Raw genomic sequence first — 19,260 nt, 5'->3', positions numbered from 1 at the left:
AACGCGCACGAAAGTATGCCCATGCAGCCAACCCCATCGACTTCGACCGCGCCGGCGCAATTGCGCGAGTTACGCAGCACTGCGCTGGCCTGCCTGCTGGAACCGGACCCGGCAACCAAGGTGGCGATGGTGGCGGCCATGGCCGAGGCGCCGCTGGCACTCGATGCGCAGGCGGACTTGGCGCCCACGGGCGCCGTGCCGGGCCGGCCCGAGCGTCCGGAACTGGTGCCGCCGCGCCTGGTGGGGCGGCGTTCGATGATCACGCCGGAAGGGCGCGCCATGCTGGTGCACGCGCTCGCGCATATCGAATTCAACGCGATGAATTTGGCGCTCGATGCCCTGTGGCGCTTCCCGGACCTGCCGGCCGAATACTATACGGACTGGCTGCGCGTGGCGAAGGAGGAAGCGACGCACTTTGCCATGCTGCAGGCGCACCTGCAGGTCTTGGGCCACACGTATGGCGACTTCCCCGGCCACGACAGCCTGTGGGAAATGGTCGACAAGACGCGCGGCGACGTGCTGGCGCGCATGGCGCTGGTGCCGCGCACCCTGGAAGCGCGGGGCCTCGATGCGATTCCGCCGCTGCGCGCCAAGCTGGCGCAGGCGGGCGACATGGCCGCCGCAGCCATCCTCGACATCATCTTGCGCGACGAAGTGGGGCACGTCGAGATCGGCAACCGCTGGTACGGCTACCTGTGCGGGCAGCGCGGCCTGGAGCTGCGCGCGACGTATGCCGAGCTGGCGCTGCGCTACGAGGCGCCCACCCTGCGCGGCCCGTTCAACCTGGAAGCGCGGCGGCGGGCGGGGTTTTCGGAGCTGGAATTGTCCGATCTGCCCGCCTGACCTTGCCTACGGATGGGCCGTGAGGCTGATGTGCCAGTGGCTCAGGTGTCCCGTCTCGATGTGCACTTTTGCCGGCTTGGTCCAGGCGCCCGCGCCGGGGATCTTGTCGGCCGGCGCGGCGGAAAAGCGCCCGTCGACGAGGGCCAGCTTGATGAAGCTGGGGCCGATGTAGATGATGCGCGTGCTGGCCGGCGCCGCTTCCTGGGCCAGCATGGCCCGGTTCGCCGCGATCCACGCCTGCAGCGCCGCCAGTTTCGGCTTTTGCGCGGGGTTGGCCACCACTTCCGCTTTTGCGTCGTTGATCAGCTGGTGAATGGCGGCGCCGTCGTTCTGGCCGCCCAGCGCGTCCGTATAGCCGCCGGCGCCGTCCGCGTAGCGCAGGTCGATCTGCTGGCCGTCGCTGTGGCCGCTGTGGCCGAGGATGGACCGGCCCGTTGCCGTCTGCGTCACGTGCTGGCCGCTGATGTCGTCGAAACGGTAAGCCTTGCCCGCCAGCCAGGCGATGGCCAGGCGCGTGGCCCACGAATCGCCGCCAGGATCGCGCGTGCCGTAGCGCCGCGCCGCCAGCGCCGCCTCGTCGTTGGCCAGGTACAGGGGGATATAGGCCGTGTCGCCCTTGAACGCCACTTGTCCCCCTTCGGCCGGGTCGGAGCTGGCATCGGTATTGTCGATGCGGCCCTTCAGGCGCACCGTGACGACGGCCTTCTTGTCGAGCTTGGTGCCGGCAAAGGCGGGCAGCAGCAGGCTGGGAAATTTCACGGTGCCGGCCGTCTTGGTATTGGTCTGGGACAATAAATTCTGCGTGCTGAAGGCGGGGTCGCCGCCGCCGGACGCAATGCCGATGTTCACTTCCGTAATCGTCGCCGCCGCCGGCGTGTAGTGCAATTCCAGCGGCAAGGTGTGCGTGGCCGTGGCGTTTCCTTGCGACACGGATACATACGGTCCCGCCAGATTGCCCGTCAACTTGATCGGCTGCAACACGGGGTGGGCATCCTTGTTGGGCGAAAGGAATTTTGCCAGCGTCACCTTCAAGCCCTTGCACGCGAGGCTCAGTTCCACCGTCGTCACGGTGGCCAGAGCGCTGTCGCCGATATTCGTGGCGCTGACATTGCCGCCCAGGGTCAATGCCCCATCCCTGGTTTGCTTGCTGACATCGACGCACTCGGTCCTGACGATGGTGCCCTGCGTAAAGTGGCTCTGGTTGACGGCGCCTGCGGCGGCCAGGTTGACCCCGGGCAGCCCCGTCACGGAATAGGACCAGGTATCGTTGTACTGGCTTTGCGCCGTCGTGTAGACGGGATACTCGGCCGTGCTGACGGTGATTTTCACGCCCACGTTTTTCGTGTCCTTGGGCACCGTGAAGGCGATGGGCGAGCTGATGGTCTGGTTTTGCGCGGCGGCCGTGGCCGTGAAGGTCTTGCTGTCCGCGTCATCCTGCGGCGTGACGTCGCCCGCGGCGCGATGGCTGGCGGGCACCTCGCGCGCGGGCGGCGCGGCGCCATCCTGCGTGACGCTGCCGGCGGTATAGGTCTTCGCCTCGGCGCGCAAGGCCGGGCTCGCCGCATACGGGTAGACGATGTCAACATTGACGTTGCTGCTGCTGTTGAAGACGACGGCGCTGACGCTGATCACGTTCGGATGGACGAGGTCGTTCAAGGTCAGCTGGTAGGTGTCGGGCAGCACGCCATCGAAGTGGAAGGCGCCCGTGGCGTCGACCACGGCCACCTGGCGCTGGCGGTTGTTGTAGCCGGCCAATAACATTTTCTTGCCGGCCAGTCCCGTGGCATTGCCGCCTGCGGGCGTGCGCAGCTGTCCTTGCAGCACGATGCCGGACTTGATGACGATCAAGGCATAGCTGGCCGTGAACTCGCCATCCTGCGAGACGAAATTGAGGTTCAGGTCGTAGCTGCCGTTGGGCAAGGATGCCAGCAGTTGCTGCATGGCCGTGGCGCCGATGGCGAAGGTGCCGCTGGCCGTATCGAACGTCCAGTAGCTCTTGAGGCTGATGGCCGCGCCGTCCGGCATCGACAGCAGGCCGTCGCTGTCGTCCTGCAGGGCCAGCGGCGGCGCGCCCACGAGGCGGAACGCCATGCCGCCCGGCTGCAGGCGGTTGTTCGGCCCCAGCCCAGTGATGGCCAGCACGGGCGCCGCGGCGGGCACGCTGCCGTCGTCGTTCGGCTCCACATAGGTTTCCACGGCCGTCGGCAGTTCGGTCTGGATCAGCAGATCCAGGATGGTGACCTTGCCGCCCTTGCTGAGGGAAAATTGCGCATGCTGGTCGACGCCCGTGTCGCCCGGCGTGGAAAAGCGCAGGCTGCCTTCCTGCAGCAGCACGTCCGTGACGGCGCCGCTGGCCTTGACGCTGTCGGCGCCGTCGGGAAAGCCCAGCCCGGACAGCGGCAGCACGACCACTTGCGCGGGCCGCACGGGGTCGAGGGCGATGCCGGTGCTGGTGCTGAAAGTCCAGGTCAGGCCGGCGCTCTGGAAGGCGATGCTGCGCTCGATGCGCAGGGTGATGGTGTCAGCGGGCGTGACGGTGGCGCCCGCGCCGATGCTGCCGGCCTGCACGTCGCCATCGATGATGGTGCTGCCTTCTGGCGCGCTGGCCAGCACGGCTTGCACATTGCCGGCCGCCTCGCTGCCATTGTTGCGGATGTGCACGCGGTAGGTGTAGTCCCAGACCGTGCGGCTGACGCGCTGTTCAGCCACTTTATCGAGCATCGTCACTTCAAAGTCGCCGGCGGCCTGGACGGTGGCTGCCGCTGCCGCCAGCATGACCTTCGGCGCGGGCGACTGCGTGGGATCGTTGGGGCCGCCGCAGGCGCACAGGCCGAGCGCCAGGCCTGTGGCCAGCGCGGCGCCGGCCAGCTGCCGGCGCCGCAGGCACGCCAAGCCCAGCACGCCGGCCAGCAGCAGCCATGGTGTAGAGGGCAGGGGCACGGCGGCCGGCTGCGTGATGCCCGTGTCGAGTTCGATGAAGGAGACGGGGTCGAGGATGCTAAACGGCTGGGCGCCGGGGCTGCCCGCGCCCAGGTAATCGAAGGTGACGGAAAAGCCCGTGGCCGTGGCGCCGGGGACGATGCCGCCGGCCAGCGCCAGCGCGTCGAGGTAGCCGCTGGCGGGAATGGCGGGATCGGGCTGCACCAGCAGCACGTCCCAGCCCGGCGCCGTGGAGACGCTCTGCAGGTTGGCGTAGGTGCCCACGCTGAAGAACAAGGTGAATTCCTCGATGGGCACGGCCAAGGTGGTATTGCTGACCGTGTAGTCGTAGCGCCACTGCGTGCCGCCCAGCGACGTTGCCGTGTAGCCGATGCTGGTGGCGTGCGCGGCCGACATTGCGCATAGCAGCAGCGCCAGCAGCACTTGTTTGATAAAGCTCATGATCGTTCCCCCGTTGACTGGCGCCAAGCGTGCCCAGGCGAGAGGTCAAGCAGGAAACGTTCCTGTCTGGATTATGCTGCAAAAACAAGGGCTAGTCTGGGACGGGCCGGAGCAGGTGTCAAATCTGCCGACATCGGCATTTATGGCTGAGTCTGTCAGCGCTGTCCTACCCATCTTGTCGAAACCGTCTGATTGTATGCCTTGTGGAAACACGCGATGATCGTGTCCATGCTGCAACAGCCAACCAGTCCGACGGAGTATGCGATGCAAAAGCCAGGCCAGTCCCTTCACGTGAACAAGCCATTCCTGCTGATCTGCCTGTTCACCTTTTCGACCCTGGCGGCCACCTGGATGAATGCGGGCGAGGCGCAGAACGGCGATGCCGCGCCGGCCCCCGTGGCGCGCGAAGCGGGGCATGGCACCTTGCCCGTGTGCCGCAGCGATGCCCTCACGCTGTCGGCCCAGTGCCAGCGCCAGCCCGCGCGCCAGGCTTGACCGCACTCTGCAGGCGCTGCTGCAGCAAGGCCAGCACGGCCGCTTCCTCCGGCGCCAGCGCCGGCAGTTCTTCCCGTAATTGCTCCTGCGCCCGCGCGCGCATGCCTTCCAATAAACTGCCCTCCAGATACGATTCCAGCACGGCCGGATGTACATAGCATTTGCGGCAGATCGTCGGCGTATTGCCCAGTTTTTTCGCCACGGACTCGATCGCCTGCACGATGTTTTTCTTCGCTTGCGCATCGGAATCGACCTGCTCGAACGCCTGCAGGGCCAGCGCGGCCAGCAGGGTGCCGGACCAGGTGCGGAAATCCTTGGCCGTGTAGTCTTCGCCCGTCACCTCGCGCAGATAATCGTTGACGTCGCCCGAATCGACGCCGTGGCGAGCGCCATCGTCATCGATGTATTGAAACAGTTCCTGGCCCGGCAACTCGCGCATGCGCCGCAGCACCGTGGCCAGCTTGCGGTCGCTCAGGCGGATATCGTGGCGCACGCCGCTCTTGCCCTTGAAGTGAAAGGCCACGGCGCTGCCGTCGACCTGCACGTGGCGCGTGCGCAGGGTGGTCAGGCCGAACGATTTGTTCGCGCGCGCATATTCTTCGTTGCCGATGCGCATCATCGTCAATTCCAGCAGGTGCACGATGGTGGCCAGCACTTTTTCACGTGGCAAGCCCGGCAGCTGCATGCCGCGCGCGACGGCCGCGCGGATGGCGGGCAGGGCGCGGCCAAAGCTGAGCATGCGCTCATATTTCACTTCGTCTCGCACCTGGCGCCAGCGCGCATGGTAGCGGTACTGCTTGCGGCCCCGCGCGTCGCGGCCCGTCGCCTGCAAATGGCCATTCGCGTGCGGGCAGATCCACACGTCCGTCCAGGCGGGCGGAATGGCCAGCGCCTTGATGCGCGTCAAGGCGGCGCTATCGCGCACGATCTGGCCGTCCTCGTCGCGGTAGCGGAACTTGCCGGGCTTGCCCGATCGGGCGATGCCGTTCTGATGGTCGCCCGTGTAGCGCAGGCCGGCGGTGCGGGCCGTGGTGGTGGCAGATATTTCCATGACGATAGCTGACCTTGCAGGCCGCCCACCCGGCGCGCCATTATGCTAAGGTGCGCATTCGTAACGCCGTGCGCGGCAGACAGGAGCAGCAGATGTTTGGCAGAAAAAAGAATCTGGAAGAAGACCACGCCCCCCAGGCCGACAAGCAGTATGAAAAGAAATACACGGATGACAGCTTCTGGGACAAGGTCGTCAAGTTCGCCAAGACGGCGGGGCGCGAAGTCATCGAAAAAGCCCTGTGGCTGTACTACGCGGCCCAGCAGCCGAACACCCCGCTGTGGGCCAAGACGGCCATTTACGGCGCGCTCGGCTATTTCATTTCACCCATCGATGCGATTCCCGACATCACGCCCGTGGTCGGCTATGCGGATGACCTGGCCGTGCTGGCGGCGGCCGTCGCCACCGTCGCCACCTACATCACGGCCGAGGTCAAGGAACGTGCCGCCGAGAAACTGCGCGGCTGGTTCGGCGCCTAACTGCCGGCAGCGGGCAGACCCGGCTGGCCTTTGACGGCGTTGCGGTACCTGGCCCTGGCCTCGGCCTTCTTCACCGCCTCGGCGGCGATGTTCTGCGCCTTGATGCGGGCTTTTTCACTCTTGCTGCGCTGCTGCGCCACGTCCTTGTTGCCGATGCGGTTCGTCATGCTGGTCTCCTCGTTGATGGTCAAGTTCGACCAGTACAGCATACGTTCTTGCCCAGGCGCTACCGTGCGCCCGTTCACACAAGCGCCATGCCTACCTCGCTGGCGCGCCGCCGGCCCCGTGCGCGAGCAGGCGCAGCACGACTTCTTTCTGGAATGAACGAAACTCCTTGTCGGCGCTGACGTTGGCGAAGGCCAGCACGGCCGTCTTGCGGGCCCGGTCGACGCAGACGACGGACGCGGCCCCCGGGTCGCCGCCGCTGTGCGTGGCCAGCGCCCGGCCGTCGACGTCGCGCAGCAGCCACACCAGCGCTTGCTGCACGGATGAATCGGCGGGCACGACGGGGGCCGCTTGCGGGGCGAAAAACAGTTGCAGGGTGGCATCTTGCAGGTAGCGGTGGCCATCGACCCGGCCGCCATTGCTGTAGATGGCCAGGAAACGGGCGAAGTCCTGCGCCGAGCTGCGCAGCAGGCCGGCCGGCCAGTCCGGGTAGCCGACGGGCGGCAGGACTTGCAGGCCCGGCTCCTTGTGCGCGTACGGCTGGGCGACGACGGCGCGCCGCGGCAAGCCGGCCAGGTTCCAGGCCGTGCTGTCCATGCCCAGCGGTTCGAACAGGTGCTCGCGCGTGTAGGCGTCGAGCCCATCGGGGTTCAAACGGCCGACCAGATAGCCGAGCAGGGCGATGCCGACATTGCTGTAGCGCCATTCCGTGCCGGGCCGGGCGGCAAACGACACATCCGCGTCATACCAGGCGCCGCCGCGCGACAGATAGCCCTTGACGAAGTCGCGCAGGGGCAATCGCGGGTCGCCCTGGACGGCAAACGCCGTCGTCTTGTCGTACACGGCGTCGGAAATGCCCGAGGTGTGGCTGAGCAAATGGCGAAAGGTGATGGGCACGTCGGGAAACTTCGGATGCATGAGCGGAAAGTCCAGGTAGGCCGCCACCTTGTCGTCGAGCTGGAAGGCGCCCTGTTCCAGCAGCATCATGACGGCCGTGGCCGTGACGAGTTTGCTGACGGAGGCGACATGGAACACCGTGTTCGCATCCGCCTTCTTGCCGGCCTGGATGTCGGCCCAGCCATAGCCGCGCGCGAAGATGGTTTGTTCGCCGCGCACCACGGCCACGCTCATGCCCGGCGTTTCCGTGCGGGCCAGGCCATCGCGCATGAAGCCGTCAAATTCCGTTTCCCACGCCAGCCTGGCCGGATCGGTGGCGCAGCCCGTTTGCAGCAGGGCCAGTGAGACGCCCAGTCCCAGCATGCTTCGTCGTTTCATTGATTCTCTCTTTTGCCATTTTTAATTATCTTAACAATATTTCCGTCCGCCATAGGGGCAATTGACAAATCATTGCTTTGCAGCAATGACAAAGGGAGCGGCGGGTGCTTGTTTGGCCAGTTACTTGCGCCAGTAGCGTTCCAGCAAAGGCTTGACCGTCAGACCGTGCACGACGATGGAGAGGATGACGACGACGAGGGTGATGTCGGCCAGTTCGCGCGCCAGGCCGCGCGGCAAGCCATGCGCGATGGCATAGCTGAGGTAGTACAGCGAGCCGATGCCGCGCACGCCGAACCAGGCGGCCAGCCCCCGCAGCCGCACGCTGGTGCCGGAAGCCAGCAAGCCGAGCATCACGCTGGCCGGACGCGCCACCAGCAACAGGAACAGCGCCACGCTCCACGCCCGCCAGCTCCAGGCGGCGGCCGTGACGGCGCCGCCCAGCAACAGCACCAGGGTCAGTTCGGACAGGCGTTCCAGATGTTCCTTGAAGACGAGGGCTTCGCCGCTGACGGTCAGCGTCACTTCGCTGTCGTGCGGTTTGGCGGCGGACACGGCATGGGTTTCCTCCGCCTGCAGCAAGCCTTGCCGGTCTTTCGGCGCGCCGGCCAGCCGCAGTTCCGTCTGGCGCAAGGCCACGCCGGCAAAGAAGACGGCCAGGAAGCCCCACGCGTGCAGCCAGGTGGAGACGCCGTAGACGAGGGCGATCAGACCCAGGGCCGCCAGGTCATCGAGCACTTCATGCTTCGGCTCCTTGGCGCGCAGCTGCCAGCCCAGCCAGGCCAGCAGCGCGCCGCCGGCCGCGCCCAGGGCGATGGCGCCCGCGCTGGCCCAGAGTAAATCGCGCCACAGCCAGGTGCCGCCATGCGGCCCCAGTTCATGCAAGCCCAGCAAGCCCAGGCCCAGCATGACGAAAGGAAAACCGCTGCCATCGTTCATGCCCGCCTCGCTGGTCAGCATGAAGCGCAATTGCTCGCTGTCGCCCGCATGGCGCAGCTGCACGTCGGTGGCCAGCACAGGGTCGGTGGGCGCGAGGATGGCGCCCAGCAGGATGCCCGCGCCCAACGGCAGGTCCAGCACCAGGCAGGCAAAGGCCGCCACGAGGGCCACGGAAATGGTCATCGACAGCCACGCCAGGCGCAGCGAGGGCAGCCAGCGTGCCAGGCTGAAGGGCACGGGCATTTTGACGCCGGCGGAAAACAGGGAGATGAGGACGGCGATTTCCGTCAGGGTTTCCAGCAGGGGCGCCTGTTGCACCAGGTCGAACGAGAACAGGCCGAGGAACAGGGGGCCCAGCAGCAGGCCCACGCCCAGGTAAGCCATGGCCGAGGTCAATGGCAGGCGCGCGATGCCGTCGGCGCCCAGGCCACGCGCCAGCATCAGGCAACCGATCAGGATGAACCAGGCGGTGGTGCTCATGCTCCTATTCTAGCGGCGCATGGGCCCGGGCAGCGCGCCGCAGGTTTTGTTATGCCTTGTACAACTGCACCGTATCGTTCTGCGCCTGCATGGCGTGCAGCTCGATCGGGTCGAGCGTGGAGCGCAAGCGGGGCAGGCTGTGCGGATAATTGGTCGTGATAAAGGCCAGCATCTGCTCGCGCACGAGGCAGCGCAATTCAAACGCCGTGCCTGAATCCACCGCGCTGATCAGGAAACGCACGCGCACGGCCCGCTCGTTCGAATCCGTCGCCTGCACGGTGCAGACGCGGCCGTCCCATTGCTTGGCGGATGCGCAGATGCGCGTCAGTTCCGTCCGCAGGGGCTCGATCGGGATGCTGAAATCGAGCCACAGGAACACCGTGCCGAGGATGTCGGAGGAGGTATGCGTCCAGTTCTCGAACGGATTTTCGATGAACCATTGCAACGGCACGATCAGCCGGCGTTCATCCCACACGCGCACGACCACGTAGGTGCCCTTGATTTCCTCCACCGTGCCCCACTCGCCATTGACGATCAGCACGTCATCGATGCGGATCGGTTGCGAAAACGCAATTTGCAGCCCTGCAATGAAATTGCCGAGCACGGGCCGGGCGGCAATACCTGCCACCAGGCCAGCCACGCCGGCCGAGGCCAGCAGGCTGGCGCCGATCTGCCGCGCGCCGGGCAAGGTCAGCAGCACGAAGGACACGCCCAGCAGGACGACGATGGCATGCGCGCTGCGCGTGAGCACGCGGGCCTGGGTGATCCGGCGCCGCGCGCGCAGGTTGTCGGCCGCGTCGACGGGATTGATCTGGGAAATCGTGATGCTGAGCGACTCGATGCATTGCATGGCCAGCCAGGTCAGCGCGATGATCAGCGCCACGCTGGCCAGGTGCGACATGGCGACGAGGCCCGGCGTGTCGTCGGGCGCGCTGGCCAGCACCATGCGCAGGCCGAAGACGATCAGGCACAGCTGGCTGGCGCGGAAGGCCACGCGCGCCACGTTGCTGGCCAGCGCGTGGCCATGGGCCAGTCTTCTCAGCAAGCCGATGCCGGCCCGGTGCACGCCGATGGCGACGAGGGTGACGAGCAGGGCGGAAACGAGCACGGTCAGCGCCGAGCGCAGCGGGCCTCCCATCAGCGAGTGAAACGTGCTGAGATCCATAGGCGAAAACTCCTTATTGATAAGTGAAATGGATGTCGGAAGCGGCTATTTTACGGGCAGATGACGTCGCGGGGGCGTGCGTTGCCGTACGGATAAGACTTCGGTCAAGGCGGATACTGGAAGAAATTGCTGCGCTGCGCCATGCCACGTTGACGTTTCAGTACGGAAAACAAGCGGGCGTCGCCGCATTGGAAACATAGTCATACTTGCCATGCTTTTTGTTTTTGCAAAGGAAACCGATGATAGTACGATCACTCCGCATGTCCTTGCGCTTCATTCTGCCGCTTGCCCTCGTGCTGGGACTGTTTGCTTATATCGTGGTACCCCTGTTGGACAATATTACCCTGCGCTGGTATGTGCGCGACCTCGACAGCCGGGCTGAATTGCTCGCTGGAACCCTCCGCCCCTCGCTCACCGAATACCTGCCTGCGCAAGACGCCGCGCGCATCGGCGAACTGTTCCAGGGCGCCACGCGCGATGAACGCCTGATCGCCATCGGCTTTTGCGACAACGGGGGGCACTTGCTGTACCAGTCCGCGCAATACCCAACTTCCATTGGCTGCTGGAGCACGCCATCGACGGGCGGCCTGTACAAATCCCTGGCGCAATTGCCGCAAGGGCAAGTCCACCTGAGCGAAACCCCCGTCATGCAGGACGCATCGCAACTGGGCCGCCTGGTGCTGGTGCAGGACATGAGCTTTGTCGAGCGCCGCAATACCGATACCAAGCGTTTCATCTTTGCCTTCCTGGCCGTGCTGGCCGTGCTCATTTCCCTGATGACCGTGTTCGTCGCCCACCTGAGCTGGCGCGGCTGGCTGTCGGCCGTGAAGGATATCTTGCGGGGCGAGTTGCTGCCGAAAAGCAATGGTGCAGTGGCCGCCGCCACGGCGCCCGCCGCCGCGCCCGCGCCGCCGCCGGAAATGCAGCCGCTGATCGGCGACTTGCGCGAATTGCTGCAGGAATACCATCTGGAACGCCAGGGCGATAACGGCTGGTCGTCCGACTGGACGCCGGACAAGCTGCGCGCCTTGCTGGAGGCGGACCTGCAGGGCGACCAGGTGCTCGTCGTGTCGAACCGCGAACCGTATATCCACACGAAAGCCGATGACGGCAGCGGTGATATCCGCGTGCAGCGCCCGGCCAGCGGCCTGGTGACGGCCGTGGAAGCCGTGATGCGCGCGTGCTCCGGCACATGGATCGCGCATGGCGCCGGTTCCGCCGACCGCGAGACGGTCGATAAGCTCGACCACGTGCCCGTGCCGCCCGATAATCCCAGCTATACCTTGCGCCGCGTGTGGCTGACGGAAGAGGAAGAGCAGGGCTATTATTATGGTTTCGCCAATGAGGGCATGTGGCCGCTGTGCCATATCGCCCACGTGCGCCCCGTGTTCCGCTCGTCTGACTGGGAGCAGTATGTCAAGGTCAACCGCCGCTTCGCCGACGCCGTGATCGCCGAGGCGAAGACGGACAATCCCGTCGTGCTGGTGCAGGATTACCACTTTGCCTTGCTGCCGCGCATGGTGCGCGAAGCCTTGCCGAAGGCGACGATTATCACCTTCTGGCATATCCCCTGGCCGAACTCGGAATCGTTCGGCATTTGCCCATGGCGCGAGGAAATCCTCGACGGCTTGCTGGGCAGCACGATCCTGGGCTTCCACACGCCGTTCCACCGCAAGAATTTCCTCGAAACGGTGGACCGCTACCTGGAAACCCGCATCGAGCCGGAAGCGTCGACCATTTCGTATGGCGGCGAGATGACGCAGGTCGAGGATTACCCGATCTCGATCGCCTGGCCCGAGGATGACCCGGCGCAGCCCGACGTGGCCGCGTGCCGCGCACAGATTCGTGCCGAACTGGGCGTGGCGCCTGACCACTTGCTGGGCATCGGCGTGGACCGCCTTGACTATACGAAAGGCATCGTCGAGCGCTTCCAGGCCGTCGAGCGCATGCTGGAGCAGCAGCCCGGCATGGTGGGCAATTTTACGTTCGTGCAGATCGCCGCCCCCAGCCGCGCTTCGCTTGACGAATATCAAAGTTTCGATGCGCGCGTGCGCAAGATGGTCGAGCGCATCAACCGCCGCTTCGGCAGCGGCGACTATGTGCCCATCGTGCTGAAAGCGGAGCACCATGGCCAGGACGATCTGCAGCGCTATTTCCGCGCCTCGGAAGTGTGCATGGTGACAAGCTTGCATGACGGCATGAACCTGGTGGCCAAGGAATTCATCGCCGCGCGCGACGATGAGCTGGGCGTGCTGGTGCTGTCGCAATTCACGGGCGCCGCGCGCGAGCTGCACGAAGCGCTGATCATCAACCCGTATCACATCGAGCAGGGCGCCGACGCCCTGTACCGCGCCCTCGTGATGCCGCCCGTGGAACAGCGCGAGCGCATGAAGAGCATGCGGGCGAGAGTCAAACATTTCAATGTCTACCGCTGGGCCGGGCGCATGCTGCTGGACGCGGCCCGCTTGCGCCAGCGCGACAAGGTCATGACCAAGATCGACGCCCACAGCCGCATCAAGCGGCGCAAGGGGATGTGATGGCCGATATCCCTGACGATAGCGCGGCCCTGTTGCAGCTGCTGAGTGCGCGCGGAACAGCCGTCTTCCTCGACTTCGACGGCACCCTGGTCGACCTGGCGCCCACGCCCGACGGCGTGCGCGTGGCGCCCGGCGTCATCGAAGCGCTGGTGCTGCTGTCCGAGCGCCATGGCGGCGCGCTGGCCCTCATTTCCGGCCGTCCCGTGGCGCAGATCGACGCCATGCTGGCGCCCCTGGTCTTGCCGGTTGCCGGCGTGCACGGCGTGGAGCGGCGCGGTGCCGATGGCGCGCTGCACGTGGCCGCCACGCCGGATGTGGCGCCCGTGCTGGCGCGCGCGCAGGCGCTGGCGGCGATTCACCCCGGTTTGCTGGTGGAACGGAAGCGGGGCGCCGTGGCCCTGCATTACCGCCTGGCACCACACCTTGAGCAATTGTGCCTGAAGGAAATGACGGCCGCCGTGCAAGCGTGCCCGGGGGTATTGCTGTTGCATGGCAAAATGGTCCTGGAAGCCAAGCCGGCCGCCACCGACAAGGGCGGCGCCATCGCCGCCTTCATGCAGGAAAGCCCCTTCGCCGGCCGCCGGCCCGTGTTCGCGGGCGACGACACCACCGACGAGGCAGGCTTTGCCTTTGTACAACAAGCAGGCGGACAGGGCGTCAAAGTGGGCAGCGGCCCCAGCGCCGCCACCCTGCGCCTGGCCAGCCCCGGCGCCTTGCGCACTGCGCTGCTGGCCGCTGCCGTATCCCCGACATCGAAGGAGTAGCCCATGACGACATCGTATGACACCCCCAGCGGCGCGAACGCGTCCGCTGCCAGCACGCCGCCCGCGCCAGCATCGCTGAACTGCGGCGTGGTGGGCAATTGCGCCTTCAACGCCCTGATTGACCAGGCGGGGCAGGTCGTCTGGTCCTGCCTGCCCCGTTTCGACGGCGATCCCGTCTTCAACCGCTTGCTGGACGACACGGAAAACGGCAGCGTGTGGGCCATCGACATCGAGAACTTTGCGCGCAGCGAGCAATTCTACGAGCCAAACACGGCCGTGCTGCGCACGCGGCTGTACGACACGCAGGGGCGCGGCGTGGAGATCACGGATTTCGCCCCCCGTTTCCTCAGCCGCGACCGCATGTTCCGCCCGCTGATGCTGATCCGCCGCGTCCGGCCGCTCGACCACGCCGTGCGCATCCGCGTACGGCTGCGCCCCCGCTACGACTGGGGCCGGCTGGCGCCGCAGATCACGCAGGGCAGCCACCACATCCGCTATGTGGGGCCGGAACAGACCTTGCGCCTGAACACCGATGTTTCGCTCAATTATGTGCTGAGCGAAACGTATTTCGTGCTGGGTGGCACGGCCAACTTCCTGCTGGGCCCTGATGAAACGCTGGCTGGCGGCATCGACGAGACGGCGCGCATCTTCGAAAAGGAAACGATCAACTATTGGCGCACCTACACGCGCCGCCTGGCCGTGCCGCTGGAATGGCAGGACGTGGTCATCCGCGCCGCCATCACCTTGAAACTGTCTTTATATGAAGACACGGGCGCCATCATCGCCGCCATGACCACCAGCATCCCCGAAGCGCCGGGCAGCAGCCGCAACTGGGATTACCGTTACTGCTGGCTGCGCGATGCCTTCTTCGTCGTGCGGGCATTGAACAGCCTGTCCGAGGTGGGCACGATGGAAGAGTATCTGCGCTGGCTGACGAATATCGTCGCCCGCTCGAAAGGTGGCCACATCCAGCCCCTGTACGGCATCGGCCTGGAAGAGCAGCTGCCCGAATCGATACTCGACCACTTGCCCGGCTATCGGGGCAACGGCCCCGTACGCGTGGGCAACCAGGCGCAGGAACACTTCCAGCACGACGTCTACGGCAACATTGTATTAGGTGCGGCGCAGGCCTTCCTGGACCACCGATTGTTCCACCGGGCCGGCAAGGCCGAGTTTGCCGCGCTGGAAGCCGTGGGCGACCAGGCGTTCCGGCTGCATGCGGAACCGGACGCGGGCATGTGGGAGCTGCGTACGCGGGCCCGCGTCCACACCTCGTCCATGCTGATGAGCTGGGCCGCCTGCGACCGCCTGGCCAAGGTCGCCCATAAACTGGGCTTGTCGGACCGCGCCGACCACTGGAACAGCCGCGCCGTGCTGATCCGCGAGAGATTACTGCGCGAAGCGTGGAGCGAGGAACGCCAGGCGTTTGCCGAAAGCCTGGGCGGGCGCGACCTCGACGCCTCCGTCCTGCTGATGGCGGAAGTCAACTTCATCGACCCCATGGACCCGCGTTTCATCGCCACCGTCGACGCGCTCGAAGCATCGCTGTGCGACGGCCCCTACATGCGCCGCTACGAAGCGCCCGACGACTTCGGCAAGCCGGAAACAGCCTTCAACATCTGCACCTTCTGGCGCATCGACGCCCTGGCGCGCATCGGCAGGAAAGACGAGGCGCGCAAGATCTTCGAAACCATGCTGCTGGCGCGCAACCACCTGGGCCTGCTGTCGGAAGACACGCACCCGGTGACGGGAGAGATGTGGGGGAACTTTCCGCAAACGTATTCGATGGTGGGCTTGATTAACTGTGCCGTGCGGTTGTCGGCGCCTTGGGATAGTGCGGTGTGATCGTGTGACTGATATCAGCGAGAAAGTTTTCTTTATCGGCTTAACACGGAAAGCCCTCTGAAGGATAGTGCCGTTCAGGTGAGCCTGCACGGCATTTTTTTAGGAAATTCCATTTAAAAGAGCCTGCTAGCTAGTCTGACGAGATTAGTTGTGAATGCAGTTTCGAATCCTTTCATCAAGGATTCCACTCGTCCCCCAGATCCGTGCCAAGGTCGTGTTTTACACAGGTGCGTGTCGTCGCGCTGTATGTCGCTACTATTGAAAAACAAACGCATTGTACCAAAGCAGTTGATCGAACAAGGATTACAATAGACCTTCCCACACTACCTAAATTACGAAGTTGAGATCGAACTATAAGGCCATGCCGCAGCGTTACTCTGACCGAGTCTTGGCACTACACATTAACCGAGCGACATGAACATGTCCCACAGGCCATTGCTATGAAAGTGTCCAATTCGTGCTATCAATCTTCTCTTGTTCAACTAATCATTGCAAATTTCTTATCTAGCAAATATAGTATTTAAAACTAATATGCTAAATAGGAAGAGCAAGATGGCCAGAAAAATCGAGACGGATGCAACGGAGGCATCGGATAAGTTGGTTCAAGACTTATTGGGCCGGATTCAATTGGCAACTAAGTATATGCGCGAAGGTAAAGTAACCTATCTAATCGGTAATAATGGAACTGGAAAAAGCAGCATCTTAGGTAAATTGGCAGAGCAACTTGAACACACACGTCCTCTACGTCCGGTGGCTTGCATCGCTAATTCCATTTATGATAAATTTAAATTCAGAACTGTAAATGTTGGTAACGTCCGTTATCTGGGGGCGAAAAATGCACCCAATGCAGTATTTCATTCTGCGATTGATCGACAATTAAGTCGATTAATTCTTCAGGCTATGTTGCGTGATCGAAACCTTCTTAAGAAACTGTCTAATACTGTAAAAATGGATTTCTCCTTCTCGCTTGGGAAAGATTTAAAAAGAGAAGTTGAGGAGCGTATTGATGTAAAAACTACGCGTGGCAAGGCACGTGCAGACTTGCTAACATCCACATCCTTATCTATGCTTGATCGAATTTCCAAGGGTGGGGGGCGATTCGAACGCCTGACGGTTCCTCAAATAAGAGTATTTTTACGGTATCTGGAACTCAATATTGATTTTGATCTCTATGTTCGACTACCAAGTGAACAACTGCTTCTCTTTGGATTTCTCAGTACAGGAGAACAGAACCGAACATTGTTATTCGCAAAAATATTAAGCGTGATGGAAGAAGGTGTAGTTTTTCTCATCGATGAACCAGAGATTAGCCTGCATCTTCATTGGCAGATGGGATTTCACGGCACTTTGATGTCGTTGCTTTCCGGACTTAAACGTTTTCACGCAGTGATTGCAACACATGCGCCGATCGTAATAAGTGAGGCTGCTAGGTATGATCCTCAAAGTCAGCTTAATAAAGTTGCTGTCATGCGTCATATAAGGGCTGAAGGCAAAGTCCCTGGTGAAGAAGGCCCTGGTGCAGCTCCTGTGACATGTGAATTCCATACATTCGCTGAGGTTGCCAGTCATGATCAACTTGTACTTCGTTACTTTCAGACAGCTCCATATCACGCACGCGAGGTCAGCTTGGAAATTGCCGACGCCGTTCTGAGCGCCACAGAAGATTTTGGAGGTGAAAATGAGCGAAAAGCCAAGAAAATTTTACTCGACCTTCGAGAGGCAGTTGGTCTATCCGATCAAGTCAAAAAGCAAATAGATATGGCATTAGAACTTATTGAGCATGGACTTATGATGTCTCTAAAAGGTTAAGATAAATATGAAATCTTTATGTGTGGATTCGATCCAACTTGGACATCTCGCTAAGTTGGTGATGCTTATTCGATCGGGTTCAATAAATGGTACCCAAGCATGGTCGGCCTTCTCATCACCGGAAAACTCTAAAATATTGAAGCTGCGTGATGGTACATCGCAAACATTTAAGTTTTCCTTGGCAGAAAGAAAAACATATGATTTCATTCGCGAAGTTGCGCAGAAGAAGATCTATGAAAAATATGGGCGAATATGTTCTTACTGCCGACGTCCTGTTGGGCACTATGGCTACAGCTGGCATATTGAACACGTATTACCTAAAAGTATTTATCCATCTCTTACGTTTAAACTCGCTAATCTTATACCGGCATGTGTCGATTGCAATAGATGGAAAGGAGTAAGGGTTGATAAGTATGTAAAAAATAAGAAGTTATCAATCATAAATCCGTTAGATTCTGGATTTAAATATTCCAGTCATCTTCGTTACCTTCAAATAGGTACGGAAGATATTAGTTTCGCAAAATATATCCCCAATCCTGGATCCGCTGAAGGAATGGCGACGTATAAAAATTTAAGTTTTTCAGAAATTGAAATGGCGCACGCGATAGATAGACTTGATCCCATAACATCGGCACTTCATGAAAGGTTGATACGTGCGATGTCCATTGGGCTTGCAGCTAAAGATGCTAAAAATTTCTTAAATCTACTAGGTGAGATTAAGTCCGCCATTTACAGTCGGCCGTAATTGATAAATTTTAAGTTATTTTTTGAAATTTTAACTAATTTTATGTGATGTTAAATAGATTCGTTTAGAGGTCGAGCAACCATGCGGACAGGTGTTGCATAGAGGGTGTGTCTTGCAACAATAGCGCATAAGGAGGGGCGAATGCTATTGGCGACAGCGTCAGCTCCGGTATTCTGACACGACCTCGGCTGTAACTATACCGAATAAGTTGCTCATTCACTGCGCGATCCTCCCGGCTGCGAGGTGGACGGCAACTGCCATGCTTGCTTCGCTTGGGGGCTAAGGTGCGCGCCTAAGTATGCAGATGAAATTATGGTGTATGCAGTTCCAAAACCCTTCACCCGTGATTTGACCTCGCTCTGCCACTCACTTGGCTGGCTCCCTGCGCCCATACAACCTGCACTCCGCCGCCAGCGCCAGCAAATTGGGATCACGCTCGCGGCTGCTCTGCATCAACAGGGTGATTTGCTGGTGCGAGCCGTAGCGCGCGTCGAGGGGCAGCAGTTCGATGCGCGAGCTGAAGGCGCGCACTCTGCCTGGCAGCAGGCTGTAGCCGATGCCGCCGCTCACCAGGTTGATCAGCGAGAAGATGTCGCCCACCCTCATGGCCGTGTCGGGCACGAAGCCGGCCAGCTCGAATGCGTGGTTGAAGCTTTGCGAGGTGACGAATCCCTCGTTGAGCGTGACGAATTTGTCGTCGCGCAACTGTTGCAAGTCCACCGAGGCCGCGCCCGCATAGGGCGAGGCGAGCGGCGCGGCCAGGAAGATGTCGTCTTGGAACAGGGGCACGGCCACCAGGCCCGCATGCTGTTCGTCTTCCTGCACGCCGATGATGATGGCGTCCAGCCGGCCGTCGGCCAGGCTTTGCAGCAGGTCGCGGTTCGAACCCAGGGTCAGGTCGATGTCCAGGCCCGGCCGGCGCAGTTTCAGGGCGATCACCAGCTGCGGGATGCAGTGCAGGGTCAATGAATACAGCGAACCGATCTTCAGGCGCACGGGGTTGATGCCCGACATTTCGCGCACCTTGCGCACGCCTTCCTCGCATTCGGCCAGCGCGCGCCGCGCCGATTCGGCAAAGGTGTAGGCCGTATGCAGCGGGATCAGGCTGCGGCCCTCGCGCTTGAACAGGGGGCAGCGCAAGCCGTCTTCCAGCGAGTGCAGGGCGCGGTGCACGCTGACCGTGCTCTGGCCCAGCGCATCGGCTACCCGCGCCAGGTTGTTCAATTCCATGAAGCTGAGAAAAACTTCCAGCTTTTTCAAGGTAATTTCTTCGTTGATGGCCATGCCTACCCT

At 62.2% G+C, this 19,260-nt stretch carries 15 protein-coding genes; 8 read left to right on the top strand and 7 right to left on the bottom strand.

Annotation, left to right across the window (positions count from 1 at the left end; all coding sequences use genetic code 11):
* Positions 1–21 precede the first annotated feature (21 nt).
* Positions 22–843, top strand: coding sequence for a ferritin-like domain-containing protein (locus AC1RBA_RS05220; protein ID WP_492417012.1), 822 nt, complete (start codon positions 22–24; stop codon positions 841–843).
* A gap of 6 nt (positions 844–849) precedes the next feature.
* On the opposite strand, the gene AC1RBA_RS05215 is transcribed toward AC1RBA_RS05220, so the two are convergent.
* Positions 850–4,224, bottom strand: coding sequence for a hypothetical protein (locus AC1RBA_RS05215; RefSeq protein WP_492417011.1), 3,375 nt, complete (start codon positions 4,222–4,224; stop codon positions 850–852).
* Between the two features lie 228 nt (positions 4,225–4,452).
* On the opposite strand from AC1RBA_RS05215, the gene AC1RBA_RS05210 reads away from it, so the two are divergent.
* Complete coding sequence (locus tag AC1RBA_RS05210; protein WP_492401596.1) at positions 4,453–4,719, top strand: hypothetical protein; 267 nt, start codon at positions 4,453–4,455, stop codon at positions 4,717–4,719.
* Here the strand turns inward: AC1RBA_RS05210 and AC1RBA_RS05205 are convergent.
* Positions 4,673–5,770, bottom strand: a complete 1,098-nt coding sequence (locus AC1RBA_RS05205; RefSeq protein WP_492417009.1) for a DNA topoisomerase IB — start codon at positions 5,768–5,770, stop codon at positions 4,673–4,675. The two genes, AC1RBA_RS05210 and AC1RBA_RS05205, sit on opposite strands and share 47 nt — an antisense overlap.
* Before the next feature lie 92 nt (positions 5,771–5,862).
* Here AC1RBA_RS05205 and AC1RBA_RS05200 point away from each other — a divergent pair, with 92 nt between their 5' ends.
* A complete protein-coding gene (locus AC1RBA_RS05200; RefSeq protein WP_046685558.1) occupies positions 5,863–6,246 on the top strand; it encodes a YkvA family protein in 384 nt (127 codons plus the stop codon).
* On the opposite strand, the gene AC1RBA_RS05195 is transcribed toward AC1RBA_RS05200, so the two are convergent.
* From AC1RBA_RS05195 to AC1RBA_RS05180, 4 genes are all read right to left on the bottom strand, one after another.
* A complete protein-coding gene (locus tag AC1RBA_RS05195) occupies positions 6,243–6,413 on the bottom strand; it encodes a hypothetical protein (protein WP_230506023.1) in 171 nt (56 codons plus the stop codon). The two genes, AC1RBA_RS05200 and AC1RBA_RS05195, sit on opposite strands and share 4 nt — an antisense overlap.
* Before the next feature lie 91 nt (positions 6,414–6,504).
* Positions 6,505–7,686 (bottom strand): serine hydrolase domain-containing protein, encoded by a 1,182-nt coding sequence (locus AC1RBA_RS05190; protein ID WP_492417006.1) that lies wholly within the window; start codon positions 7,684–7,686, stop codon positions 6,505–6,507.
* Positions 7,687–7,806: 120 nt separating this feature from the next.
* Positions 7,807–9,102 (bottom strand): cation:proton antiporter domain-containing protein, encoded by a 1,296-nt coding sequence (locus AC1RBA_RS05185; protein WP_492417004.1) that lies wholly within the window; start codon positions 9,100–9,102, stop codon positions 7,807–7,809.
* Between the two features lie 49 nt (positions 9,103–9,151).
* Positions 9,152–10,267 (bottom strand): mechanosensitive ion channel family protein, encoded by a 1,116-nt coding sequence (locus AC1RBA_RS05180; protein ID WP_492417002.1) that lies wholly within the window; start codon positions 10,265–10,267, stop codon positions 9,152–9,154.
* A gap of 260 nt (positions 10,268–10,527) precedes the next feature.
* Here AC1RBA_RS05180 and AC1RBA_RS05175 point away from each other — a divergent pair, with 260 nt between their 5' ends.
* The 5 genes from AC1RBA_RS05175 to AC1RBA_RS05155 all read left to right on the top strand — a co-directional run bounded on the left by AC1RBA_RS05175 (position 10,528) and on the right by AC1RBA_RS05155 (position 17,967).
* Positions 10,528–12,804, top strand: coding sequence for an alpha,alpha-trehalose-phosphate synthase (UDP-forming) (locus tag AC1RBA_RS05175; protein ID WP_492417001.1), 2,277 nt, complete (start codon positions 10,528–10,530; stop codon positions 12,802–12,804).
* Positions 12,804–13,568 (top strand): trehalose-phosphatase, encoded by a 765-nt coding sequence (gene otsB / locus AC1RBA_RS05170; protein WP_492416999.1) that lies wholly within the window; start codon positions 12,804–12,806, stop codon positions 13,566–13,568. Before AC1RBA_RS05175 ends, otsB begins: the two co-directional genes overlap by 1 nt.
* Positions 13,569–13,571: 3 nt before the next feature.
* On the top strand, positions 13,572–15,413 hold the full coding sequence (locus tag AC1RBA_RS05165; RefSeq protein ID WP_492416997.1) for a glycoside hydrolase family 15 protein: 1,842 nt from the start codon (positions 13,572–13,574) through the stop codon (positions 15,411–15,413).
* Between the two features lie 552 nt (positions 15,414–15,965).
* Positions 15,966–17,222 carry a P-loop NTPase family protein gene (locus tag AC1RBA_RS05160; protein ID WP_139142901.1) on the top strand — a complete coding sequence of 419 codons (1,257 nt, stop codon included), beginning with the start codon at positions 15,966–15,968 and terminating at the stop codon, positions 17,220–17,222.
* 22 nt (positions 17,223–17,244) lie between these two features.
* Entirely contained in the window at positions 17,245–17,967 is a 723-nt protein-coding gene (locus AC1RBA_RS05155; protein ID WP_492416996.1) for an HNH endonuclease, read from the top strand.
* A 366-nt stretch (positions 17,968–18,333) separates the two neighbouring features.
* Here the strand turns inward: AC1RBA_RS05155 and AC1RBA_RS05150 are convergent, their stop codons facing one another.
* A complete protein-coding gene (locus AC1RBA_RS05150) occupies positions 18,334–19,251 on the bottom strand; it encodes a LysR family transcriptional regulator (RefSeq protein ID WP_070288192.1) in 918 nt (305 codons plus the stop codon).
* Positions 19,252–19,260: the final 9 nt, after the last annotated feature.

This window comes from Janthinobacterium sp. GW823-FHT03B06 (assembly GCF_058796955.1).
Note: the sequence above shows the minus strand (reverse complement) of the source record. Positions and strands in the feature narration are given on the sequence as shown.